The 22838-nt window shown below is 71.0% G+C and carries 23 protein-coding genes and 1 riboswitch; of the genes, 10 read left to right on the top strand and 13 right to left on the bottom strand.

Annotation, left to right across the window (positions count from 1 at the left end; all coding sequences use genetic code 11):
- Nucleotides 1–4 precede the first annotated feature (4 nt).
- Nucleotides 5–1279: an MFS transporter gene (locus tag AC1DXJ_RS13675; RefSeq protein ID WP_477637225.1), complete on the top strand. Its 1275-nt coding sequence runs from the start codon at nt 5–7 to the stop codon at nt 1277–1279.
- Between the two features lie 147 nt (nt 1280–1426).
- On the opposite strand, the gene AC1DXJ_RS13670 is transcribed toward AC1DXJ_RS13675, so the two are convergent.
- Both AC1DXJ_RS13670 and AC1DXJ_RS13665 read right to left on the bottom strand, forming a co-directional pair.
- Nucleotides 1427–2092 carry a response regulator gene (locus tag AC1DXJ_RS13670; protein WP_477615799.1) on the bottom strand — a complete coding sequence of 222 codons (666 nt, stop codon included), beginning with the start codon at nt 2090–2092 and terminating at the stop codon, nt 1427–1429.
- A 10-nt stretch (nt 2093–2102) separates the two neighbouring features.
- Nucleotides 2103–3308: a sensor histidine kinase gene (locus tag AC1DXJ_RS13665; protein WP_477637224.1), complete on the bottom strand. Its 1206-nt coding sequence runs from the start codon at nt 3306–3308 to the stop codon at nt 2103–2105.
- A gap of 196 nt (nt 3309–3504) precedes the next feature.
- Here AC1DXJ_RS13665 and AC1DXJ_RS13660 point away from each other — a divergent pair, with 196 nt between their 5' ends.
- The gene (locus AC1DXJ_RS13660) at nt 3505–4284 is read left to right on the top strand and encodes a hypothetical protein (protein WP_477637223.1); all 780 of its coding nucleotides are present in this window, start codon (nt 3505–3507) and stop codon (nt 4282–4284) included.
- A 92-nt stretch (nt 4285–4376) separates the two neighbouring features.
- Here AC1DXJ_RS13660 and AC1DXJ_RS13655 read toward each other — a convergent pair whose 3' ends face one another.
- Both AC1DXJ_RS13655 and AC1DXJ_RS13650 read right to left on the bottom strand, forming a co-directional pair.
- Nucleotides 4377–5282 (bottom strand): oxygenase MpaB family protein, encoded by a 906-nt coding sequence (locus tag AC1DXJ_RS13655; protein WP_477637222.1) that lies wholly within the window; start codon nt 5280–5282, stop codon nt 4377–4379.
- The gene (locus AC1DXJ_RS13650; RefSeq protein ID WP_477637221.1) at nt 5279–5680 is read right to left on the bottom strand and encodes a hypothetical protein; all 402 of its coding nucleotides are present in this window, start codon (nt 5678–5680) and stop codon (nt 5279–5281) included. The genes AC1DXJ_RS13655 and AC1DXJ_RS13650 overlap by 4 nt, the downstream gene beginning before the upstream one ends.
- A gap of 93 nt (nt 5681–5773) precedes the next feature.
- On the opposite strand from AC1DXJ_RS13650, the gene pdxH reads away from it, so the two are divergent.
- Nucleotides 5774–6451 carry a pyridoxamine 5'-phosphate oxidase gene (gene pdxH, locus AC1DXJ_RS13645; protein WP_477637220.1) on the top strand — a complete coding sequence of 226 codons (678 nt, stop codon included), beginning with the start codon at nt 5774–5776 and terminating at the stop codon, nt 6449–6451.
- A 30-nt stretch (nt 6452–6481) separates the two neighbouring features.
- Here pdxH and AC1DXJ_RS13640 read toward each other — a convergent pair whose 3' ends face one another.
- Nucleotides 6482–6976, bottom strand: a complete 495-nt coding sequence (locus AC1DXJ_RS13640) for a phosphate-starvation-inducible PsiE family protein (protein ID WP_477615793.1) — start codon at nt 6974–6976, stop codon at nt 6482–6484.
- Between the two features lie 191 nt (nt 6977–7167).
- On the opposite strand from AC1DXJ_RS13640, the gene edd reads away from it, so the two are divergent.
- Both edd and eda read left to right on the top strand, forming a co-directional pair.
- Nucleotides 7168–9066 (top strand): phosphogluconate dehydratase, encoded by a 1899-nt coding sequence (gene edd / locus AC1DXJ_RS13635; protein ID WP_477633474.1) that lies wholly within the window; start codon nt 7168–7170, stop codon nt 9064–9066.
- Nucleotides 9063–9785 carry a bifunctional 4-hydroxy-2-oxoglutarate aldolase/2-dehydro-3-deoxy-phosphogluconate aldolase gene (gene eda / locus AC1DXJ_RS13630; protein WP_477637219.1) on the top strand — a complete coding sequence of 241 codons (723 nt, stop codon included), beginning with the start codon at nt 9063–9065 and terminating at the stop codon, nt 9783–9785. Before edd ends, eda begins: the two co-directional genes overlap by 4 nt.
- A gap of 316 nt (nt 9786–10101) precedes the next feature.
- Here eda and AC1DXJ_RS13625 read toward each other — a convergent pair whose 3' ends face one another.
- The 3 genes from AC1DXJ_RS13625 to AC1DXJ_RS13615 form a co-directional block, all read right to left on the bottom strand.
- Nucleotides 10102–10743 carry a malonic semialdehyde reductase gene (locus tag AC1DXJ_RS13625; RefSeq protein ID WP_477637218.1) on the bottom strand — a complete coding sequence of 214 codons (642 nt, stop codon included), beginning with the start codon at nt 10741–10743 and terminating at the stop codon, nt 10102–10104.
- Nucleotides 10744–10863: 120 nt separating this feature from the next.
- Nucleotides 10864–11604 carry an SDR family NAD(P)-dependent oxidoreductase gene (locus tag AC1DXJ_RS13620; protein ID WP_477637217.1) on the bottom strand — a complete coding sequence of 247 codons (741 nt, stop codon included), beginning with the start codon at nt 11602–11604 and terminating at the stop codon, nt 10864–10866.
- Complete coding sequence (locus tag AC1DXJ_RS13615) at nt 11601–12335, bottom strand: hypothetical protein (RefSeq protein ID WP_477637216.1); 735 nt, start codon at nt 12333–12335, stop codon at nt 11601–11603. Before AC1DXJ_RS13615 ends, AC1DXJ_RS13620 begins: the two co-directional genes overlap by 4 nt.
- A 79-nt stretch (nt 12336–12414) precedes the next feature.
- On the opposite strand from AC1DXJ_RS13615, the gene AC1DXJ_RS13610 reads away from it, so the two are divergent.
- The 4 genes from AC1DXJ_RS13610 (at nt 12415) to AC1DXJ_RS13595 (ending at nt 16482) form a co-directional block, all read left to right on the top strand.
- Complete coding sequence (locus AC1DXJ_RS13610; protein ID WP_477633478.1) at nt 12415–13701, top strand: MFS transporter; 1287 nt, start codon at nt 12415–12417, stop codon at nt 13699–13701.
- A gap of 26 nt (nt 13702–13727) precedes the next feature.
- Nucleotides 13728–14426: an iron-dependent transcriptional repressor DtxR gene (locus AC1DXJ_RS13605; protein WP_477633479.1), complete on the top strand. Its 699-nt coding sequence runs from the start codon at nt 13728–13730 to the stop codon at nt 14424–14426.
- A 189-nt stretch (nt 14427–14615) separates the two neighbouring features.
- A riboswitch (cyclic di-AMP (ydaO/yuaA leader) is annotated at nt 14616–14817 on the top strand.
- Nucleotides 14818–14879: 62 nt separating this feature from the next.
- Entirely contained in the window at nt 14880–15548 is a 669-nt protein-coding gene (locus tag AC1DXJ_RS13600) for a C40 family peptidase (protein ID WP_477637215.1), read from the top strand.
- A 223-nt stretch (nt 15549–15771) separates the two neighbouring features.
- Complete coding sequence (locus AC1DXJ_RS13595; RefSeq protein ID WP_477637214.1) at nt 15772–16482, top strand: DsbA family oxidoreductase; 711 nt, start codon at nt 15772–15774, stop codon at nt 16480–16482.
- An 18-nt stretch (nt 16483–16500) separates the two neighbouring features.
- On the opposite strand, the gene AC1DXJ_RS13590 is transcribed toward AC1DXJ_RS13595, so the two are convergent.
- Nucleotides 16501–17037, bottom strand: coding sequence for an O-acetyl-ADP-ribose deacetylase (locus AC1DXJ_RS13590; RefSeq protein ID WP_477637213.1), 537 nt, complete (start codon nt 17035–17037; stop codon nt 16501–16503).
- A 46-nt stretch (nt 17038–17083) separates the two neighbouring features.
- Nucleotides 17084–18196: a calcium:cation antiporter gene (locus AC1DXJ_RS13585; protein WP_477637212.1), complete on the bottom strand. Its 1113-nt coding sequence runs from the start codon at nt 18194–18196 to the stop codon at nt 17084–17086.
- Nucleotides 18197–18290: 94 nt separating this feature from the next.
- Between AC1DXJ_RS13585 and AC1DXJ_RS13580 the strand changes: the two genes are divergently transcribed.
- The gene (locus AC1DXJ_RS13580; RefSeq protein ID WP_477637211.1) at nt 18291–19193 is read left to right on the top strand and encodes a DUF1028 domain-containing protein; all 903 of its coding nucleotides are present in this window, start codon (nt 18291–18293) and stop codon (nt 19191–19193) included.
- A gap of 2 nt (nt 19194–19195) precedes the next feature.
- Here the strand turns inward: AC1DXJ_RS13580 and AC1DXJ_RS13575 are convergent, their stop codons facing one another.
- The 3 genes from AC1DXJ_RS13575 to AC1DXJ_RS13565 all read right to left on the bottom strand — a co-directional run bounded on the left by AC1DXJ_RS13575 (nt 19196) and on the right by AC1DXJ_RS13565 (nt 22827).
- The gene (locus tag AC1DXJ_RS13575) at nt 19196–19657 is read right to left on the bottom strand and encodes a PLD nuclease N-terminal domain-containing protein (RefSeq protein ID WP_477637210.1); all 462 of its coding nucleotides are present in this window, start codon (nt 19655–19657) and stop codon (nt 19196–19198) included.
- A gap of 85 nt (nt 19658–19742) precedes the next feature.
- Nucleotides 19743–21422: an alpha-glucosidase gene (locus AC1DXJ_RS13570; protein WP_477637209.1), complete on the bottom strand. Its 1680-nt coding sequence runs from the start codon at nt 21420–21422 to the stop codon at nt 19743–19745.
- 64 nt (nt 21423–21486) lie between these two features.
- Entirely contained in the window at nt 21487–22827 is a 1341-nt protein-coding gene (locus tag AC1DXJ_RS13565) for an HNH endonuclease signature motif containing protein (protein ID WP_477637208.1), read from the bottom strand.
- Nucleotides 22828–22838: the final 11 nt, after the last annotated feature.

The raw sequence follows: 22838 nt of genomic DNA, 5'->3' as shown, positions 1-22838 counted from the left end.
CTTCGTGCCGCTGCTCCTGGACCTGACCCCGCTACGCAGCCACGCGGCATACCGGCGGCTGTATGTCGGGTTCACCCTCTCGAACGTGGGCTCGCAGCTGGCTGTCGTGGCCATCGGCCTGCAGGTCTACGAGATCACCAGATCGACTGCGGCCGTGGGGATCGTGGGGTTCTGCGCGCTGGTGCCGCTGGTGGTCATGGGCCTCTATGGCGGCACGCTCGTCGACCACTTCGACCGGCGCACCGTCGGCCTCATCGCCCAGGCGGTGGCGTTCGTCTCGAGCATCCTCTGCGCGCTTCAGGCCTGGCTCGGCAACACGCACGTGTGGGTGCTCTATGCGTTGGTGGCGTTGTGGAACGGCGCGTTCGCGGTCTCGTCACCGGCCCGCACCTCGATCTACCCCCGGATCCTGCCGCGCGACCTGCTGCCGGCGGCGAACGCCTTGTCCGTGTTCGCGATGAACGCGTCGATGACCGTGGGACCGCTCATGGCTGGCTTCCTCGTCGACTGGGGTGGTTTCAAGGCGGCCTACACGACCGACGCGGTCATCACGACGGCCGCGCTCTGGGGTCTGGCCAGGCTGCAGCCCCTGCCCCCTGAGCCTGAGGCGGGGGCAGCCCCGAGTCGGCCGGGACTGCGGTCGGTTCTCGACGGATTCGCTTTCCTGGCAACGCGACCCAATGTGCGCATGACCTTCGTCGCCGACATCTGCGCGATGCTGCTGGCCCAGCCTCGGGTGCTGTTCCCGGCTGCCGGCGCAATCATTTTCGGAGGCGGGGCCAAGACGGTGGGGGCGCTGTCGGCGGCCGCGGCGGTGGGTGGGATCGTCGCCATGTTCTTCTCCGGCCGGCTCGGACACGTGCGTCGTCAGGGCCTGGCGATCCTGGTGTCGATCGTGGGCTGGGGCTTCGCCATCGCCGGCTTCGGTGCTGCGATGCTGGCGGCCGGCGGGGTGATGTCCAAGGGGGCGGCGCTGTGGCTCGGGCTGGTGGCCATGGCGGTGGCCGGCGCCTCCGACTCGGTGAGCGCGGTGTTCCGGACGACGATCCTGCAGGCCGCCACACCGGACCACCTGCGCGGGCGGCTGCAGGGCGTCTTCATCGTCGTCGTGGCGGGCGGGCCGAGGCTGGGTGAGATGGCGGGTGGCTTCCTCGCCAGCGGGATCGGCGAGGCGATGACCGCAGTCGTGGGTGGGCTCGCCTGTGTGGTCGCCATCGTCGTGCTGGGCCGGATCCAGCCGGGCTTCGTGCGCTACGACGCCCGCCACCCCGTGCCCTAGCGCCTAGCCGTAACCTTCCGCCGCATCTGTCCCCCCGGTGGGGTCCAACTTTCGGCCACTCGCCCGAAACTCCCGGCCCGGGCCGCCCGGTGGGGCCCAACTTTCGGCCACTCGCCCGAAACTCCCGCTGCCGACCGCCTGTGGTGACTAGCCCGGGCCCCCGGGCGCGACCAGGCCCAGCTCGTAGGCGGCTACGACGGCCTGCACCCGGTCGCGGAGCCTGAGCTTCATCAGCACGTTCGACACGTGCGTCTTGACGGTGGCCTCGCCGAGGTAGAGATCTGCGGCGATCTCGGCGTTCGACAGTCCCCTCGCAATCAGGGTCAGCACGTCGCGCTCGCGCTCGGTCAGCGCGTCCAGCGCCGAGGAGCGGACGGTCCGCGGAGTGGGAGCGCCGGCGAACCGCTCGATGACCCGCAACGTCACCGACGGGTCCAGCAGGCCACCGCCGGAAGCGACCGTGCGCACCGCTGCCACCAGCTGCTCGGGCGGCGACACCTTGAGGAGGAACCCGCTGACGCCGGAGCGCAGCGCCCCTTCGACGTACTCGTCCTCGCCGAACGTCGTCAGGATCACGACCCGCGTCTGCGGCCGGGCGGCCATCACCCGGCGAGCCGCCTCGATCCCGTCGAGCCTGGGCATGCGGACGTCCATCAGCACGACGTCGGGAGCCAGCTCGAGCGCGGCGGCTTCGGCGGCCTCACCGTCCCCGATCTCTCCCACGACCTCGATGTCGGGCTCGGCACTCAGCACCATGCGCAGCCCGACACGCACCATCGCCTCGTCGTCCACCAGCAGCACCCGGATGCTCACGACCCCTCCCTCACTGCCACTCCCGCGAGACCGGCAGCCGCACGTCGACCTCGAACCCGCCGCCGGGCACCGGCCCGACGGAGATGCTCCCGCCGAGCATGTCCACCCGCTCGCGCATGCCCACGATGCCGTGGCCGCCGTGGCCGCCGTACGCCCCGTCCGCGGTGCTGGGGTTGTCCCGGTCGGTGACACCGGAGCGCCCCGAGCCGCGCCCGTCGTCGGTCACGGTGAGGCGAACCACGGTGCCGTCGTTGACGACCCGCACGACAGCATGCGCTCCCGGTGCGTGCCGCAGGACGTTGCTGAGCGCCTCCTGGACGATCCGGTATGCCGCGGTGTCGAGCGCCTTGGGCAGCCCGTCGAGCGGGCCACTCACCTCGAGGGACACGTCCAGGCCCGTGGCGCGCACGTCGCCGACCAGGTCCTCGAGCCGGGCCAGCGCAGGGGGAGGGGCTCCGATGGCGGTATCACCCGGCTCGCGGAGGATGCCCACGGTGGCGCGGAGCTCCTCGACCGACTGACGGCCGAGCCGCTCGAGCCCCAGCATCACGTCGCGCTCCACGGGGTGGTCGACCAGCACTGCGTCGAGCTGGCGCCGCAGACCGCCGAGCTGCAGCGTCATGACGCTGACCGAGTGCGCCACCGAGTCGTGGACCTCCCGCGCGATGCGGGCTCGTTCCTCGACCACCGCTGCGCGAGCGCTGGCTTCGCGCTGCGCGTCGAGCTCCGTGGCGAGGGCGATGACCTGGCGGCTGCGCTCGCGCTCCCGCCGCACCAGGGTGCCGACCCACCAGGCCGGCACGAACACAACGGGGAAGAAGACCGTGTCCCAGCCCAGGCCGTTGCGCAGGGCCTCGGTGGTGATGAACACCCCCACAGAGGCGACGGCGGCGATGCGGGACGTGCGCGGGGATGCCGCGAAGCCGGCGTACGCCATGGCCACGAGCGAGGCGATGAGGCCGGCGCCACCCGGGCCGGGGGCGCCGAGCAGGGTGGCGACGGGATAGAAGCAGGCGACCACGACGGCACCGGCAACCGGCCAGCGGACGGCCACCAGGAAGCCGGCGGCGATGACTCCTGACGCGATGGCCAGGACACCGACGTGCGGCCGGAACTGCGGGTCGGACCACGCTTCGACGAGACCGAGCAGGCCCAGGGCGACCGCGGCCACGACGGGCACCACGCGGTGGTCGCGGAGGGCGGCGGCTCGAGACATGGCGAAAACAGTAGGGCGCCCGCCGAGCACGCGTATCCCACTTGAGGAGGAGCGGCAGCGTGTCCAGCTCCGCCTCGAGGGGGAGGCGCAGACGGTCCCCCTCGACGGATCTGCGCTGAGGGGGACCGCCGGGACCGTTGGTGCAGCGCCGAGAGACGGCGACGGCCCACGGGCCACCTCACGAAAAGGACACACCGTGACCACCACGACCCCACGGACCTCGCGCACCACCCGCGACCACACCACCCGCGACCACACCACCCGCGACCGCACCACCCGCGACCACACCACCCGCGACCGCACCACCGCCGACCACACCACCGCCGACCACCCGCGCCGGGCGCCCGGTCGCGCGATGGCGGTCGCCGCCGGGATCGCCCTCGTCGCCGGACCACTGCTGTGGGCGGGTGGCATGTTCACCTCTCCGCCGCAGGAGAGCATGGCCGACGCCGACTACATCTCCTCGCTGACGCGGGACACGACGATGACGCAGATCTCGGCGCTTTTCCTGCACTACGGCAACCTCGTGATCGCCCTCGGCATCCTCGCCGGACCGAGCCTGGTGCGCGGCGCCCGCGGCCTGCGCCTCGCTGTCGCGGGAGCCCTCGCCACCGCCATCGGGTTCGCGAACGTCTCGGGGATGGTCCTCAGCGACTGGTGGAACGCCTCCGCCGGCACGCACCTCAGCTCCGAGCAGGCTGTCGAGGTGTTCCGCGGCTTCAAGACCGGGTCGCTGCTGCCCTTCTGGGACGGCACCGAGCCGCTCAGCCTGGTGGGGCCGCTGCTCCTGCTGGCGGGCCTGGCCCGTGCGGGGGTCCTCGGCTGGTGGACCCTGGGGCTGATCGTCACCGGTGTCGCGGGGCTGATGGTCTTCGGCGCAACGAGCCCGCTCGTCGCCGCAGCCTGTGTGCTCGTCGGGTTCTCGCCGTTCGCCCTCGTGGGACTGCGACTGCTCCAGCGCAGCCGGCTCGCCTGAACCAGAGCAAACCGACCAACCGAGCACCAACAGCAGGTATGCCGCGTGGCTGGCTCAGCCGCGCGGCATACCGCGCGTCCGGCCGGCTCCAGTCAGACGGAGCTGCCCCTGCGCAAGGCGGCGCGGCGGCGTTCGTCGGTCGCGTCCGCCATCGCCCAGCGCACCGTCGACGTCGCCACCCCACCGAGGGGGCGCCCGACCAGCCGCTCGGTCACAGGCAGCCACGGCAGCCGCAACGGCTGCCTGGCCCACCGCGGGAGCATCGCCACGGCGCCCGCTGCCAACGCGGCATACCCGGGTCGGGCGGCCAGCGGCAGCGGTGGGTGGACGAGCAGGAAGCGCGCAGCCTCACGAGCCGCTGCAGTCGACTCGAGCTCGGGTCGGTAGCCCTCGATGGTCGCGCGCAGCCCAGCCACGGTCGTCGGCGGGTCGACCACCCCGAGCGCGCTGGCGACGATGCCGCCCTGCTGCACGTAGAGGTCGGCCTCGGCGGCGCTCAGCGGCGCCACGGCGTAGCGCTGGTAGGCGGTGAGGAAGCTGTCGGCCTCGGTCGCGTGCACCCACTTCAGCAGGTGCGGGTCGCCGGCCGAATAGGGGCGACCGTCGGCCGCCTTGCCGCGCACCCGGTCGTGGATCGACCGGACCCGGGCGATCTGTTCCTCTGCGTGGTCGATGGTGCCGAAGGTCGTCGTGGCCAGGAACTCGCTGGTCCGCTGCAGCCGTCCCCACGGGTCGCCCTTGTAGCCCGAGTGCCCGGCGACGCCCGCCATGGCGAGCGGGTGCAGCGACTGCAGCAGGAGCGCCCGGATGCCGCCCGGGAACATCGCGGCGTCGGCGTGCACCCGCCAGATCGGGTCCTCCGGCGTGAACCAGCGCGGTCCCTCGGCTCCCCAGATTCGCTCGGCCTTGGCCTGGGCGTCACTGCCGGCGACCCTGGAGCGCAGCGCGTGGGCGAGCTGGCGCCGAGCCCCGTCGGCCATCGGCGCCAGCAGCGTCATCGCGATCGTCCGTTCCGGCGGCGGGGGAGCTGCTTGAGGCGTGCGGCCGGGGTGGGGAGGTCCGCCGGGGGGACGCGCTTGGACAGGTCGCTGTTGGCGATCAGCTCGGCCAGCGGGGTGGTGGAGGTGGGGTGGGCAGCGATGGGGTCATCGGCTGAGAAGACCACCCACACCGGTTCGCTGTGGTCCGCCCGCGGGTCGAACGTCTTGAGCACGGTGCCCTCACGCACTGTCGCCGCGTGCTCGATCGCCCGGCGCCTGGCCCGTTGCCGGTCCAGTGCCGTCTGGGCGGCTTTCATCGCCGGCTCCTTGGCCTGCTGGGCCAGCACGACCACGTGGGGGCCGTACTTCACGCCCCACTTCACGAGGTTGCCGACGGCCTTGCCTTTGCTGGGCATGCTGCCTCCCTGACGTCTGGTCCGGCCTTCACCCTAATCTCGGGCCCCTGGTCCCGTGTCATGGGAGACGTACGGCGCGTGGACACTGTTCCCATGGACACTGCTCGCACCGACTACAGCGGCGAAGGAATCTCCGAGGCCGACATCGCGCCCACGCCGTGGCAACAGGCCAGGCGCTGGGTCGACGAGGCGGTGGCGCGCTCGCAGGTCCAGGCCGACGTTCCCGAGCCGTACGCCCTCTCGGTCGCCACCGTCGACGCCGAGGGACGCCCCAACGTGCGGACCGTGTTGATGCGGTTCTTCGACGAGCGCGGCCCGGGGTTCGTCACCGGGACCGAGTCCACGAAGGGACTCGAGATCGCCGCCACCGGCGGGATCGCCGCGGCGCTGACCTGGCCGGCGATGTTCCGGGCGATCCGGTTCCGAGGCGTGGCCGAGCAGGTCTCCCGCGACGAGGTTGCCGGCTACTTCGGGTCACGGCCGTGGGCCTCCCGCATCTCCGCGTGGGCCTCGCGACAGTCCCAGCCGATCGAGGGTCGCGCCGGCCTCGAGCAGGCCTACGACAGGTATGCCGCGCAGTTCCCCGATCGAGGGAACGCGGACGACGTGCCCGTGCCCGAGTTCTGGGGCGGCTACCGCGTGCTCTGCGACGAGGTCGAGTTCTGGGGTGGCCGGCGCAACCGGCTGCACGACCGGCTGGTCTTCAGCAGGGTGGGAAAGGGTTCGCTGGACGACGCGGCCGCGTGGGCGCTGTCCCGCCGCCAGCCCTGACGCCCGCCGAACTCCGGGGGTTTGAGGCGGTCAGGTCGGGTGGGCCTCGGTCTGCACCTCGGTGTCGCCGTGTCCGGAGTTGGCGCCCTCGCTGGGCTCTCGCTCCTTGCGCCGCAACAGGAACGACGCCAGCGCCAGCAGGATGATCGTGCCCGTCAGCAGCCCCATGAGCCGCAGCGTGTCGGCGAACTCGGGCTTGCCCAGCAGGTCCGGCGCCTTGACCGACAGCACCACGATCTCCTTGATGGAGGCGATGATCCCGACGAGGAGGAAGGGCTCGGCCACGAGCTCGCGCCGGGACAGGGTGGTTCGCACGGCGAAGAGCAGCTCGACGACGATGAAGACGAGGAGCAGCAGGTCGAGGATGTCGGCGGCCACTTCCACGACCCCGCCGCTGCCGAGGTCCCCGAACGTCAGCACGGTCTTGCCGATCACGACGGCGGCGATGGCGAACAGGACCACAGCCACCGCGAGGTAGATGACGTTCTCGACCCGCTCGATGGTCCGTTCGATCAAGTCCGTCATGACCGACATCCTGACCGACCTGCGGTGATCCGTCACCCGTCCGTCACTCGCGGTGCTACCGGTCCGTATGCCGGGATGGCCATTGCCGGATCCCGGGTCGCCGTCACACTTGTGAACTGAATCACACGCGCGCGCCAAAGATGCCGTTCGCGCGGTCCCATCCCCGACCGCCGAATCCCCTCAGGAGCCTCATGGCGCCCGCCAGCCACCCCGCGATCCACCCCGTCGTCGCCGACGTCACCGCCCGGGTGACCGACCGCAGCCGTGCCAGCCGCACGGCATACCTGCAACGCCTCTCCCGGGCCGCGTCCGAGCTGAGCCTGCGCCCGGCACGCACCGACCTCGGTTGCTCCAACCTCGCCCACGCGGTCGCCGCGTGCGGCGGCAGCGACCGGACCACCATGGCTGCCGACACGGGCGTCAGCCTCGGCATCATCACGTCCTACAACGACATGCTCTCGGCGCACGCGCCGTTCGAGCACTACCCCGCCGCCATGAAGCAGACCGCCCGCGAGGTCGGGGCCGTGGCCCGCGTCGCCGGCGGGGTGCCCGCGATGTGTGACGGCATCACCCAGGGCCGCGCGGGCATGGAGCTCAGCCTCTTCAGCCGCGACGTCATCGCGATGTCGGCCGCCATCGCGCTCAGCCACGACGTCTTCGACGGCGTCCTCATGCTCGGCGTCTGCGACAAGATCGTCCCCGGGCTCGTGGCCGGCGCCCTGTCGTTCGGGCACCTGCCGACCGCCCTCGTGCCGGCAGGACCGATGGCGTCGGGCCGCTCCAACGCGGACAAGTCCGAGACCCGCAAGGCCTTCGCCGCCGGCGAGGTCGGGCGCGACGAGCTGCTCGCGAGCGAGGTGGCGTCCTACCACTCGCCGGGCACCTGCACCTTCTACGGCACCGCGAACTCCAACCAGATGCTCATGGACGTCATGGGCCTGCACCTGCCCGGGGCGGCGTTCGTCCACCCCGACGACCCGTTGCGCGAGGCGCTCACCGCGGCGACGACGGCCCGGGTCGCCGAGATCGCCGCGTCCGACGCGCCGTACGGCATCGGCCAGGTCGTGGACGAGAAGACGGTCGTCAACGGGGTCGTCGCCCTCCTGGCGACCGGCGGCTCGACCAACCACACGATGCACCTCATCTCGATGGCAGCCGCCGCGGGGATCGACCTGACGTGGGAGGACTTCGACGACCTGTCGGCCGCGGTTCCGTCCATCGCCCGGATCTACCCCAACGGGCCCGCCGACGTGAACCACTTCCATGCAGCCGGCGGCACGCCGTTCCTCGTGGGCACCCTGCTCGACCACGGCCTGCTCCACGAGGACGTGCTCACCGTGGCAGGGCCCGGGCTGCGGCGCTACACCCAGCGGCCGGTGTTGATCGGTGGTCAGCTCGGGTTCGTCGACGCGGCAACGGAATCCGGCGACCGGGACGTCCTGCGCCCGGCCAACGACCCGTTCACCGTCGACGGCGGGCTCCGTGTCCTCGGAGGCAGCCTGGGCCACGCGGTCATCAAGGTGTCGGCCGTTGCGGAGGAGCACCGGGTCATCGAGGCGCCGGCGCGCGTCTTCACCGACCAGGTCGGCTTCCTCCAGGCCTTCTCCCGGCGCGAGCTCGACCGCGACGTCATCGTCGTGATCCGCGAGCAGGGCCCCAGTGCCAACGGCATGCCCGAGCTGCACGCCCTGACCCCTTCGCTCGGAGTCCTCCAAAAGCGTGGGTATGCCGTGGCCCTGGTCACCGACGGCCGCATGAGTGGGGCGTCGGGAGCCATCCCGGCGGCCATCCACGTGACCCCCGAGTCGGTGCATGCCGGGCCGATCTCCAAGATCCAGGACGGCGACGTCATCAGGGTCGACTCGCTCACCGGCCGGTTGGACGTCCTCGTCGACGAGGACGAGTTCGCCGCCCGGGTCCCGTCCCCGCGGGTCAGCGCGGAGGGGGTCGGCACCGGGCGCGAGCTGTTCGCGTCCATGCGGGCCGCCGTCGGCCGCGCCGACGAGGGAGCCCACGTGTTCGGCAGCCTCGGTCACGTCTGGGACCGAAGCGACAATGCCCCGTTCGTCAGCCACGAGGAGAACCGATGACCAGCGCCAACACCCTGACCGGGGCGAGCCCGGCGGCCGCGACCACGAGGGACGCGGCGCACGCGCCGGCCACCCCGACCACGCCGGTGCTGCACAGCGAGGCGGACATCCTCGACCTGGCCCCGGTCATCCCGGTGGTCGTGGTGGACTCCGTCGAGCAGGCGGTGCCACTGGCGCGGGCGCTGGTGCGCGGCGGCATACCCGTCATCGAGATCACGCTGCGGAGTGAAGCCGGCCTCGGCGCGATCGAGGCCGTGGCCTCGCAGGTCGAGGGCATGGTCGTCGGCGCGGGCACGGTGGTCACGCCCGAGCAGGTGCAGCAGGTCAAGGACGCAGGGGCGCAGTTCCTGGTCACCCCGGGATCGCCGCCGCGCCTGCTCGACGCCGCGCTGGCCAGCGGCCTGCCGCTGCTGGCGGGTGCCGGCACCCTGACGGAGATGCTCGTCCTGGCCGAGGCCGGGCTCGAGGCGATGAAGTTCTTCCCGRCCGAGGCGAGCGGCGGGCGGCCCTACCTGTCTGCCGTGGGCGGGCCTTGTCCGCACCTGCGGTTCTGCCCGACGGGTGGGATCACGCCCGAGACGGCGGCCGCGTGGCTGGCGCTGCCGAACGTCGGCTGCGTCGGCGGGTCCTGGCTGACGCCGAAGGACGCTGTGGCACAAGGGGACTGGGACCGCATCGAGGCCCTCGCCGCCGAGGCCGCGGCTCTCCGCCAGCCCTGACGCGCGGCCGACGAGTCGCAGGAGGGGGCGACTCGTTGCCAGCGGTCGGGCATGGAACAGCCCGTGGGCCTTGCCGTGCCGACAACGATCGGCTCGGCGTGCGCAGGGGACGACCTGCACGGCCCACGGGCTGCGGTGAACTGCTGGGGATTGCGCCGGATGGCGGACCTCGAGCAGTCGAGGTGCGCTAGCGCGCAGTCACCTCACGCGTCCAAATTGAAATCACTTCTTGGACCACCTCCCTTCCGTGTAGCTCGACGCTAATTCGGGAAGGTCGGCTGGTGCAACGGTTTTTAGGAAGGGAAATGCGTGCGGGTCAGACGGAGGTGACGACCTCGTCGTAGTCGAGGCGCGGCAGCCGGTCCATCCAGGCGCCCTCGGCGGGGCGACCGATGTTGACCACGGCGATCGTGCGGTGGGCGCCGTCGGGGAAGAACTCGCGGTCCACGCCGTCGGCGTCGAACCCGGTCATCGGGCCGGCAGCCAGGCCGGCCGCGCGGACGCCCAGGATGAAGTAGGCGACCTGCAGGGTGGCGTTGAGCAGGGCCGAGCCTTCACGCATCTCGTCGTTGCCGGCGAACAGGTCGCGAGCACCCTCGAAGTGGGGGAAGACCTTGCCGAGCTCGTCGTGGAAGTCGGTGTCGGCGGCCAGCACGGCGACCAGGGGAGCGGTCGACGTCTTCGCCTTGTTGTTGCCGCCCATCAGCTCGACCAGCCGGCCGCGCGCCTCGGGGGTCCGCACGAGGACGATCCGCAGCGGCTGGTTGTTCATCGAGGTGGGAGCCCACTTCACGAGGTCGTAGATGGCGCGCACCTGGTCCTCGGTCACGGGCTCGTCGGTGAAGGCGTTGGCGGTGCGGGCATCGCGGAACAGCAGGTCCTGAGCCTCGGGGGAGAGTTCGAGGTGGTCGACGAACTGGGCCTCGAGCTCGGTCAGGGAGTCATGGGTCTGGGTCATGGTCGTTGAACACTCAATTTCATGGTTGCATTCCTCAACCATGAAAGCGCAGGTCAGGCAGCAGGAAAGCAGTGAGCAGGCAGCAGGAAGCGGCCCGTTCGGCGCTCACGATCCCGCGGGTCAGGCGTCGCGGTGCACCTTGTGCGGAGCGGCCTGGATGCGGGGCTTGATGACGAGCAGGTCGATGTTCACGTGGGCCGGGCGTCCGACCATCCAGCCGATCGCCTCGGCGATGTCCTGGGCCACCAGGGGGTCCGACACCCCCGCATAGACCGCGTCGGCCCGCGCCTGGTCCCCGCCGAACCGCGTCAGGGCGAACTCCTCCGTGCGCACCATCCCGGGTGCGATCTCCTCGACCCGGACCGGCTGGTCGACGAGCTCGAGCCGCAGCGTCTGGGTCAGGGCCGCAACCGCGTGCTTGGCGGCGACGTAACCCGAACCGCCCTCGTACGCCACGTGTCCGGCGATCGACCCGACGTTGACGATGGTCCCGGCGCCCGAGGCGATCAGGGCCGGCAGGAGCGCCTGGGTGACCTGAAGGGTGCCGATCACGTTGGACTCGAACATCCCGCGCCAGTCGGCGACCTCGGTGTCGGCGGCCGGGGCGAGCCCGAGCGCGCCACCCGCGTTGTTGACCAGCACGTCCAGGCGGTCGCCGACCTCCGCCGCCAGCCGCGCCACGTCGTCGGCCGACGTCACGTCGCAGACCACCGCGCGGCCGCCGATCTCGGACGCCAGCGCCTCGATCCGGTCGCGACGACGGGCCGCGCACACCACCTCGAACCCGTCCGCCGCCAGCTGCCGAGCGGTCGCCTCACCGATGCCGCTGCTGGCCCCGGTCACGACTGCGAGCTTGCTCATGCCGCACCTCCGGCGGGTCGAACTGCTGTGGGGTCGACGGCGATCCACGTCGCCTCGGCCTGCGCGAGCAGGCTTCCGTCCGCGGCATACAGGGCAGTCCCGCTCAGGTACTTGCGGCCCTCGCCGCCGCGCTGCCACGCCATGACCACGTACTCGTCGCCGGGGTTCGGCAGGGTCGACACCTGGGCGGTCATCGTGCCGAGCACCATCGGTCGGCCGGCGATCCCCGAGGCCCAGCCGCCGGGGCAGTCCAGCGCCGCCCACACCGTCTCGAGGTCGACGTCCGCGCCGGGGCGCCAGGCGGCGGCATACTCACCGTCGCCGCCCGCGACCCGAGCGGGCTGGAGCCGCAGGCCGTCGCCGGCCGCGCGACCCGTGCCGCACGAGAAACAGGTGGGGAACGGGTGGGCGACCAGTCCTTCATAGCCCTCGCCCGCCGTCGTGGCCTCGGCGAACGACACAGCAGCCGGTATGCCGCCCGCGTCCAGTTCCGCGGTCGTCGTCGCCTCCACGACGGGGTGCTCGCCGTCGTGGACCTCGAGCGTGCGGTGGCCCCCCATCGAACCCGTCTGCACCGTCAGCTCCCGATCGAGCGGGGGAGGGGTGCGCAGGCGCACGGTGACGGCTTCGTCGGGGCCGGGTTGGAGCAGGGCAGCCGCGTGCCCGCTGACCCAGCCTCCGTTGCCTGACTCGGGTGGGCCGCAGAAGCGGGCGGGCACGACGAATCTCATGGGCCCGAACCTACTCGTGGGGTCCCTGGGCGTGAGAAGTCAGGGGCGTCCGTCGTCGGAGCGCGTCAGAATGGCCGGGATGTCCGCACCCAAGCCACCCAAGCCACCCAAGCCTCGACCCGAGCTCGACACCGAGACCGCCTTCAGCCTGCGCGCGATCGCGGTGCCGGCCTACGGTCCCACCATCATCGTGGCGATCGGCAGCGGCGCGGTCGTCCCGATCGTCACGCTGAGTGCCCTCGACCTCGGGGCGACCCCGGCGATCGCCGCACTCACGGCCGGGCTGGCCCTGGTCGCCGAGCTCTTCTTCGCGGTGCCGGCCGGCGCGCTCGTCCACCGGGTCGGGGAGCGACGGGCGCTGCTGTGGGCGAGCGCGGTGGACGCGGTGGCGGCCTTCGTGGCACTGACCGCCCCGTCGCTCGGCGTGCTCATGGTGACGGTGTTCGCGATGGGGTTCACGTCGTCCGTGTTCCTGGTCGCACGGCAGGCCTACCTCATCGACGCGGTGCCGGTCTCCATGCGCGCTCGAGCCCTGTCGACCCTCGGCGGGGTGAACCGGATCGGGATGTTCATCGGGCCGTTCATCGGGGCGCCGATCATCCACCTGTGGGGGCCGCGCGCCGGGTTCGCGGTCGCGGTGGGGGCCGGCCTCGGGGCGGCGGCGCTGGTGTGGCTGGGTCCGGACCTCACGGCGGCGCACGAGGCGCAGGCCAGGGAGCTGCGCGACCGAGCGTCCGCCGGCGGAACTTCCACCGGCGGAACTCCCACCGGCACCGCAGCGGTGCTCTGGGACCACCGCAGGGTCTACCTGACCATCGGCCTGGGAGTCATGGTCATCGGCGCCGCACGCTCGGCCCGGCTCGTCCTGCTCCCGCTCTGGGCTGCGCACGTCGGCCTGTCCGCCAGCACCACGGCCGTCATCTTCGGCATCGTCGCCGGTGTCGAGATGCTGCTGTTCTACCCGGCAGGGTCGGTGATGGACCGGTTCGGCCGGATCTGGGTGGCCGTGCCGTGCGTCGTGCTGCTCGGGATCGGGATGATCGCCCTGCCCCTGACGCACAGCGCGCTGGCCGTCACGGCGGTCGCCCTCGTCGCCGCCGTGGGCAACGGCCTGGGATCGGGCATCGTGATGACCCTCGGCGCCGACAGCGCGCCGGAGGTCGGGCGGTCGCAGTTCCTGGGTGGCTGGCGCTTCGTGTCCGTCCTGGGCATGAGCGGGTCGCCGGCGCTGATCAGCCTCGTCACGGCGCAGGCGGGACTGGCGGCAGCCTGCCTCACCCTCGGCGGGCTGGCACTGGTCGGGACCGGCTGGCTGGGTTACTGGGTGCCGCGCTACGACCCGGTGCGCGGCGGCGCATCCCGCTGACGGCCGCAGGTGAGAGGCTTAGGCCTGTGACCGACCTGATCGACACCACCGAGATGTACCTCAAGACGATCTTCGAGCTCGAGGAAGAGGGCATCACGCCCCTGCGCGCTCGCATCGCCGAGCGTCTCGGGCACTCCGGGCCGACCGTCTCCCAGACCGTCGCGCGGATGGAGCGCGACGGTCTGCTCAGCCTGGCCGGCGACCGCCACCTCGAGCTGTCCGACCACGGCCGGCTTCTCGCCACCCGGGTCATGCGCAAGCACCGGCTGGCCGAGCGCCTCCTGGTCGACGTCATCGGCCTGGAGTGGGAGTACGTCCACGACGAGGCCTGCCGCTGGGAGCACGTGATGTCCGAGCGGGTCGAGCGCAAGATCCTCGCGATGCTCAAGGACCACCACGACTCGCCGTACGGCAACCCCATCCCCGGCCTCGACGAGCTGGGTGAGGAGGAACCGACCGAGGACTTCCGCTTCGGGCTGCGCACCCTGACCGAGCTGGCCGGCGACTCTCCCGAGACGGTCCTTGTTCGCCGCATCGGCGAGCCGGTCCAGGTCGACCACGAGGCGCTGAGCCTGCTCACCGTCGCGCGCCTGCTGCCCGGCGAGCGCGTGCGGGTGCACCGCGCCGACGGCCGCGTGGTGGCGGTCCGCGAGGGCGCGCCGGAGTCCACCGGTGTCTCGCTGCCCGACGAGGTGGCCCAGCACGTGTTTGGTGCGCTCATCTGAGCGCTTCGGCGTGTCCGGTCTTTGGTCAGTTCCGCGGTTCGTGAGCACGAGGGCGCAGGCGGACCAGACGTGGGCTTGGACTTTCTTGGGGCTGCCGTGACCTCAATGTGACATTCCCAGGCGGCTTGTGTACGGTGGCTGCGGTTCACTCGCCCCCTGGGTGGACCGGCTCGATGTGGAACGCCTAGTCCTGTCACCACGCCCGAGTCATCAGTACAAACCGCTTGGCAGGAGCGGGGGACCCAACTTTGGGCCTTCTCTTCACGAGATGGTCCTTGGGGTTAAGTCTCCACGCACGCGCCCGCAAGGTCGGGCGACAACCGTGGAGGCCGGGTGATCTACCTCCACCCGAACCCGACAGCTCACCTCGTAGGCGCCGGAGGTTCATCCATCGTGGCTTCACACAGTTCTGGCCGCCACCGCGCGCCGGGTCGCTTCAATCCCGTTTCCGAGTTGTCGGACATCGTGGCCAGCGCCGCGCAGCCCGCAGTCAAGACCTCTGCGGTCATCGCCGCTTCCGGTGGTCTCGTCGCCTCGTTCGCCCTTCCCGCCTCTGCCGCCTCGGCCAGCCCGTCCTCGGTGGCCAAGAGCGCCACTGTCACCGCGCCCGTCGCGGTGCAGGCGCCCGAGACCGCARCCCCGACGGCGACCAACACCTTCGGTGTCATCGGCTTCAAGGCGACCGCCAAGCCCAAGCCCGTCGTCGTGCCTGTCGCGGCGGCCCGCACGAGCGACCGCACCGCGAGCCGCTCGACGGCCCGCAAGGACTTCACCAGCCTGAAGCCGGCTGCCGGTGGCGTGCTCGGCATCGCGGCCCAGTACGAAGGCCTGATGTACTCCTACGGCGGCACCAGCCCGTCGACCGGCTTCGACTGCTCCGGCTTCACGCAGTACGTCTTCGGCAAGGTCGGCATCAGCCTGCCGCGCACCGCCGACGCCCAGCGCGCAGCCACCACCCGCGTCTCGAACCCGCAGCCGGGTGACCTCGTGTTCTTCGGCAGCCCCGCCTACCACGTGGGCATCTACGCCGGGAACGGCAAGATGTGGGACTCCCCGCGCAGCGGCCAGGCCGTCGCGCTGCGTTCCATCTGGTCCTCGAACGTCACCTACGGTCGCCCCTGACCTGAGGTTGGCCACAGCGCCAAGCCACGGTCCGCAGGCCCCCTCCCGCTTCGGCGGGTGGGGGCCCGCGGCGTTCCGTCCCCACCTGGTCCCCACCAGTCGCCACCCGTCCAACCCAGTCCCGCCCAGTCCCCGCCCAGTTCGAGGTATGCCGCGGGGCCACTCCGCACGGGGCCGTCCGTGCGGCATCCCTCGGGTTGCGCGGTCGTGTGAGGATGGACGGATGAACGACGCACACCCCACCAACGCCCTCCACCCCCACGCCGTGGAGATCGATGTCTGGGCGGACGTGGTCTGCCCGTGGTGCTACATCGGCAAGCGACGGCTGGAGATGGCGATCGCCGAGAGTGCGCACCCGGCCGAGGTCACCGTGACCTACCACGCCTTCGAGCTCGACCACCACGTCACGCACGGCGAGGGGGAGACGGTGCTCGAGTGGTTGGCGAAGCGCTACGGCACCGACCTGGCAGGGGCTCGTGAGATCGCCGAGCGACCTGCCGTGATGGGGCGTCCCGACGGGGTGGAGATCGTCGTCGACAAGCAGCTGCGAGCGAACTCGTTCGACGCGCACCGCCTGATAGCGCTCGGCCTGGCCCAGGGTGGCCCGGCGCTGCAGGCTGCGGTGCTCGAACGCTTCTACAGCGCCCACTTCACCGAGGGCAAGCAGATCGACGACATCGAGACCCTGCAGCGCCTCGGCGCCGAGGCGGGGCTCGACGGGCGTCGGGTGTCGGCGGTGCTGGCAAGTGACCTATTCGCCGACCACGTGCGCGCCGACGAGGAGGCTGCCACCGACATCGGTGTCTCCGGGGTGCCGTTCTTCATGGCCAACCGGCGGGTGGCCCTCTCCGGCGCCCACTCGCCCGAAGTCATCGGCCAGCTGATCGAAGCCGCTCTCAACGGCGACCACGAGGCGATGAGCGCCGGGGCCTGACGAGGCGGGCGGTCCCGCTCAGTCGGCGAGGGCTGCCTCGAAGGCGGCGAGCGTCGGTCGACTGAACAGCACGAACCGCACGAGCTCGATCCCGTCCGCATCGATCCCCTCGCCAGCGGTCAGCTCAGCGCGCACGACGTCGACCGCGATCCGCGCCACCTCCATCGGGTCCCAGCCGTAGACACCTGCGCTGACCGCCGGGAACGCGATGCTGCGGGCACCCACCTCACGGGCGACCTCGAGGCTGCGGCTGAAGCAGGACGCCAGCAGCGCCGGGTCGGTCTGCCCGCGATGCCGGTTCGGGCCGACCGTGTGGATCACCCATCGGGCGGGCAGGTCGCCCGCGGTCGTCGCCACGGCGTCCCCCACGTCGAGCCCGCCCCGGTGGGTGGTGTTGCGCACCCGCCGACATGCTTCGAGCAGTCGTGGCCCCGCCGCCGCGTGGATCGCGCCGTCTACCCCACCCCCGCCGAGCAGCATCGAGTTCGCGGCGTTGACGATGGCGTCGACCCGCTCGGTCGTGATGTCGCCCAGGACGGCTTCGATGGTGACCACCCACCCACGGTATGCCGCGGGCCACCAGCCTGACGGCAGGGTGCGCCTAGGGGTTGACCGCGAGGAAGACGAACGCGGCGAGCAGCACGAGGTGGACCCCACCTTGCAGCCGCGTCGCGCGACCGGGCACCACGGTGAGCACACTCACGACCACGGTCAGGGCCAGCAGCACCATCTGGGTCGGGCCGAGGCCCAGGACGAGCGGACCGTCGAGCCAGATCGAGGCGATCGCGATGGCCGGGATGGTCAGCCCGATGCTGGCCATGGCCGATCCGAGCGCGAGGTTGAGGCTGGTCTGGATGCGGTTGCCGCGGGCGGCGCGGGCGGCTGCGAGGGTTTCGGGCAGCAGCACCAGCAGTGCGATGACGACGCCGACGAACGACTGCGGGAAGCCTGCCGCCGCCACGGCCGACTCGATGGCCGGGGACTCCACCTTGGCCAGGCCGACGACCGCGACCAGCGACACGAGCAGCAGCCCGAGACTCTGCAGGGTCTCGCGGTCGCTGGGCGGGTCGGCGTGCTCGTCCTCGAGCGGCTTGCCGTCGTGGGCCACCGGCAGGAAGAAGTCGCGGTGCCGTCTCGTTTGCGTCGACACGAACATCCCGTAGAGCGCGAGCGAGATCACCGCAGCGAAGGCGAGCTGAGAGCTGGAGAACTCCGGACCGGGCGCGCTCGTCGTGAACGTCGGCACCACCATCGTCATGACGGCCAGCGTGGTCAAGGTGGCCAGGGCGGCCCCGGTGCCCTCGGCGTTGAACGAGATGAGCCGGTACTTCACCGCACCGAGGAACAGCGACAGCCCGACGATGCCGTTGCACGTGATCATGACCGCGGCGAAGACGGTGTCGCGGGCCAGCGACTCGGTGTCCTTGCCGCCACTGATCATCAGCGTGACGATCAGCGCCACCTCGATGATTGTGACGGCCACGGCCAGGACGAGCGATCCGAACGGTTCGCCGACGCGGTGGGCGACGACCTCTGCGTGGTGAATCGCTGCCAGGACGGCGGCAGCGAGGGCCACTGCGACGACCAGGACGGGCAGGGTGCCGAGGTGTCGGCCCCACGTGAGCACGAGGGCGAGGATGGCTGTCAGCGGCGCGAGGGTGGTCCAGGTCAGAAAGCTGCTCAGTGATTCGGTCCTGGTCGTTGTCGCGGCCATGCCCCATTCTCACAGGTGAGCGGCGCCGACTCCCAATCGCCGGCTCCCCATCGCCGACTCCCGATCGCCGAGTCGCAGTCGCTACGGTCGACCCATGACCTTCTCGATCGTCGGCCAGGTGGGTGAGGGCTTCGGCGTGGCCGTCGCGAGCAAGTTCCCCTTCGTCGGGGCAGTCGTCCCGCAGGCCCGCCTGGGCGTCGGAGCGGTGGCGACGCAGGCGATGGCCAGGGTGGGTTACCGGGCCGTGGCGTTGGACGCGCTCGCCGGTGGGGCGTCCGCCGACGAGGCCGTCGTTGCGTGCACCTCCTCCGATGCCGACCGCGCCCACCGCCAGCTCGGGGTCGTGGGTGTCGACACGCAGGCGACGTGGACGGGTGACTCGTGCATGAACTGGGCGGGCGGCGTCAGTGGTCGCGAGAGCAGCGGCGGCTATGCCATCCAGGGCAACATCCTCACCGGTCCCGACGTGGTGGCGGCAATGGAGGCCGCGTGGCTCGGATCCGCCGGCGCCTCCCTCACCGACCGCCTCGTCGAAGCGCTGTTGGCCGGCGACGCCGCGGGCGGCGACTCACGGGGTCGCCAGGGCGCTGCCCTGTATGCCGTGCTGCCGGGCGCGGGGTACGACCACTGCGGGGTCCTCGCCGACATCCGGGTCGATGACCACCCGGAGGCTCCACAGGAGCTGGCCCGGCTGTTGCGACTGAACGACCTCGTCTTCGGTGGCCCCGAGCTCGTGCTGCCCTGGCCCGACGAGTCCGACGAGTCCGGCGGGTCCGACGAGTCCGGCGGGTCCGACGGCTCCGGCTCGGGTGAGGTCAGCACGGTGGCTGACGAGGTGGGCCGAAGGCTGGCGCTGCTCGGCCACCACGGCGAGGTGACGCAGGCTCTGGCCGCCTGGGCCGGCGAAGCCAACTACGAGATGCGGCTCAGCCCCGACGGGATCGACTCCAAGGTGCTGGCCGCCCTGCGCGACGCCACCGGATCCACAGTTAGCTAGTCCTACTCTGGCTGGGCCGGGTCCACCTGGTCGGGTTCGGCGGTCCCGGTGCCGCCGCCATTGGCCTGCCGCCGGCGACGTTCGCGCTCCTCCGCCTCGAGCCGCTCGCGCTCCATCCGTTGGCGCTTGGCTTCCTTTAGCTGCGCCTCGGCGCGTTCCCGCACCTGCCGCAGGAACGCAGCGTCGTCATCCGGGTTGGTCGCGACGAACGGGCCCGGTCGCTCGTACTCCGGGTACGCCGCGCCGGTGTTGCCCTTGTAGGGCAAGCTCCGCGCCGGTCCCTGCGGTCGTCCGGCCACGAGCCAGGCCACGGCGCCGACCACCGACGTCACCAGCACGATGAAGATCCAGGTCACCTTCGGCAGGTTCCGGATCCGCGACTCATCGGTCATGATCACGTCGAAGAGGCAATAGATCCACAGCGCCGTCCCGAGGATCCCCAATCCAAGTTCTGCTCGAATCACGCCAAGAAGCGTGGCACAACGAAGCAGTCCGGATGGGCTGATTACTCAGAATCTCCGGCCTGGACCCGCCTGGACCCGCCCGACGTCAGCGCTTGAGCAGGCGGGCTTCCCAGGGGCGGAGGGGAGCTGTGGGCGACGCGGGGTCACCCAGGTTGCCGAGCAGCAGGGCCGCGCCGGACCATCGGTCGAGGTCGGTGACCGCGCCGAGGTCGAGGTCGTCCCCGGAGAAGTTGGCGAGGACCAGCAGGTCGGTGCCCGCGTGGGAGCGGGTGAAGGCGTAGAGGGCCTTGTGGTCCGGCGCGATCATCGTGAAGTCGCCGTGGGCGATGGCCGGCTCGGTGTGGCGCAGCTCGATGAGGCGTCGGTAGTGGTGGAACACCGAACCCTCATCGGCCACCGCGACGGCCGCGTTGATCTCCGTGTAGTTGGGATTCGTTGCGGCCCAAGGCTTTCCGGTCGTGAAGCCGGCGTTGGTGCTGTCGTCCCACTGCATGGGGGAGCGGGCATTGTCGCGGCTCCCGAGCCGCAGGTTGACGAGGATCTCCTCGACGTCACCCCCAGCGCCGGACGCCAACCGGAAGTAGTTGACCGACTCGATGTCGAGGAAGTCGTCGGCCGTCGCGAATGGCACGTTGGTCATGCCGAGCTCTTCGCCCTGGTAGACGTAGGGCGTGCCTCGGTGCAGGTGCAGCACAGTCCCGAGGAGCTTGGCCGAGGCGACTCGGTGTTCTGGAGCGTCGGAGCCGAACCGTGACACCGCCCGAGGCTGGTCGTGGTTGTTCCAGTAGAGCGAGTTCCAGCCGACGTCCGCGAGGCCCTCCTGCCAGCGACCGAGGGAGGTCTTGAGGTCACGCAGGTCGACCCGGCTGCGATCCCACTTGTGCGCCCCGATGTCGAGTCCCACGTGCTCGAACTGGAACACCATGTCCACCTCGTGACGCGAGGGGTCGGTGTAGAGGATCGCGTCCTCGACCGTGACCCCGGGCATCTCGCCGACGGTGAGCAGCTTCTCCGCCCGGCCCTCGAAGACGGACTTGTGCATCTCCTGGAGGAACTCGTGGATCCGGGGTCCGTTGAGGAAGTGCGGTGTGCCGTCGCCGAGCTCGGGGTAGCCGGGCAGCGGCTCCCCATCGGGCAACGACGTCACCTTCGAGATCATGTTGATGACATCCATGCGGAACCCGTCGATCCCGCGATCGAGCCACCAGCGCATCATCGTGTAGACCGCTTCGCGCACCTCCGGGTTCTCCCAGTTGAGGTCGGGCTGCTTGCGGCTGAACAGGTGCAGGTAGTACTCGCCGGTCGCCTCGTCCAGCTCCCAGGCGGGTCCGCTGAAGAACGACTCCCAGTTGTTCGGCGCTTCGCCATCGCCCGTGCGCCACCAGTACCAGTCGCGCTTCGGGTTCTCCTTGCTGGAACGGGATTCCACGAACCACGGGTGCTCGTCGGACGTGTGGTTCACGACGAGGTCCATGACGATCCGGATGCCGCGGGCGTGCGCCTGCTCGATCAGCGAGTCCACGTCGGCGAGGGTGCCGAACGTCGGGTCGATGTCCTGGTAGTCGGCGATGTCGTAGCCGTTGTCGTCCTGGGGGCTCGTGTAGATCGGGGACAGCCACACGACGTCGACACCGAGCTGCTCGAGGTAGTCGAGTCGGTTGATGATGCCCGGGACGTCACCGATGCCGTCACCGTTGGAGTCCTGGAAGCTGCGGGGATAGATCTGGTAGACGACGGCTTCGCGGAACCACTGGTCATCGGTCATGGCGTGAGTCTTTCGACCCGCACCCCCCTCGGCAAGCGCAGCACCGATCCGGACGCGCCCAGGCTCATGTCCGCTTCACGAAGGTGACTCGTTTGCGACCGGTGCCCTCGCGCAGGACGCGGTGGTGGTAGCCGCGGTCGTGGATCCGCTTGTGGTGGTAGCCGCAGAGAGGGACGGCCAGGTCGAGGTCCGTCCGTCCGCCGGTCGCCCACGGATCCTCGTGATGATGCTCGGTCCAGGCGTAGGGCCGATCGCAGTCGTCCGCGGCGCAGGTGTCGTAGGTCAGGGCGAGCGCGACCCGTTGCGCCTCGGTGAAGAATCGTTGCGACCGGCCGAGATCGAGGAGTTGGGACTCCCCGCCGAGGACCGCTGGCACGATCCCCGCGCCGCAGGCCAGTCTGCGGGCCTCGGAGGCGGAGACGTCGTGGCCGGTGTCGAGGTGAGCCGCCCCGACCGAGGCCTTGAGCTTGTCGTGGTCCAGCGTGACCAGGATCGTCGCGTTGACCTTGCCCGACAGGTGGTCGGTGGGCAGGTGCTCCAGCAGCTCGACGAACGCCCGCCCGTACTTCTGCGACCAGCCCAGCTCCTCGGCCCGAAACGCGTCCCACGTCGCCGCGGCGGTCTCGGCCGCGGTCAGGTCAGCGCCGGCCTCGAGGGCCTGGGCCTTCGCGTCCCGCGCCGCGCGCTGGGCGAACCGGCGGGGCGAGGCGAGCTGCTGGACGACCTTCTTCAGGATCTGGCCGGCCAGGGTGGGCACGGTGAAGTGCCCCGTCATGGTGCCGTCGTGGTTGTCGTGCATCGTCAGCCTGGTCGCCTCGAGGGCGCGCTCCTCCTCGGAGCGAAGGATCGAATCCTCGTGGGCGTCGACCTCGGCCTGGTTCCTTTTGGCGGCCTCGAGGGCCCGCCGCGCCTTCTTGCGCAACGCAACCGGGTCGACTCGCTTGGCCACCGCGACGAGCGACTGCTCGATCGCGACTCGCTCCGTCTCGTCGAGGCCAGCTGGCAGCTGCTCCGTCGCGCGCGCAATGACATGGGCGTGCTCGGTCGACAACTGACCCTCGCTCAGTGCCGCCTTGGTCGCGGGCAGCCCCTCGTCGAGGGCGGTCGCCAGCCGCACGTCCTTGGCTGCTGCCGCCCCGTCGCGTCGAGAACGCGCTGCCAGCCAGGCAGCCGTGCCCGTCATCCCCGCGTCCCCGGCCACGTCGGATTTGTCGACGACCGCCACCAGTGACAGCTTCATGGCCTGGAGGCGGGTCACCGCCCGCTCGAGGTCGTCGATCAGGGTCGACGCCTCTTGCCCCGAAAGCTCTTCGACACCATCGCACCGGTCCAGCACCGAGTGGAGCTGACGCACTCCATCGGCCACCGACAAAGGCGGCGACGGTTGGAGTGGGGCGATGGCCATACCTGACTCTA

This window comes from Pedococcus sp. P2_D9 (assembly GCF_056404275.1).
This window is presented reverse-complemented; position numbering and strand designations above follow the sequence as displayed.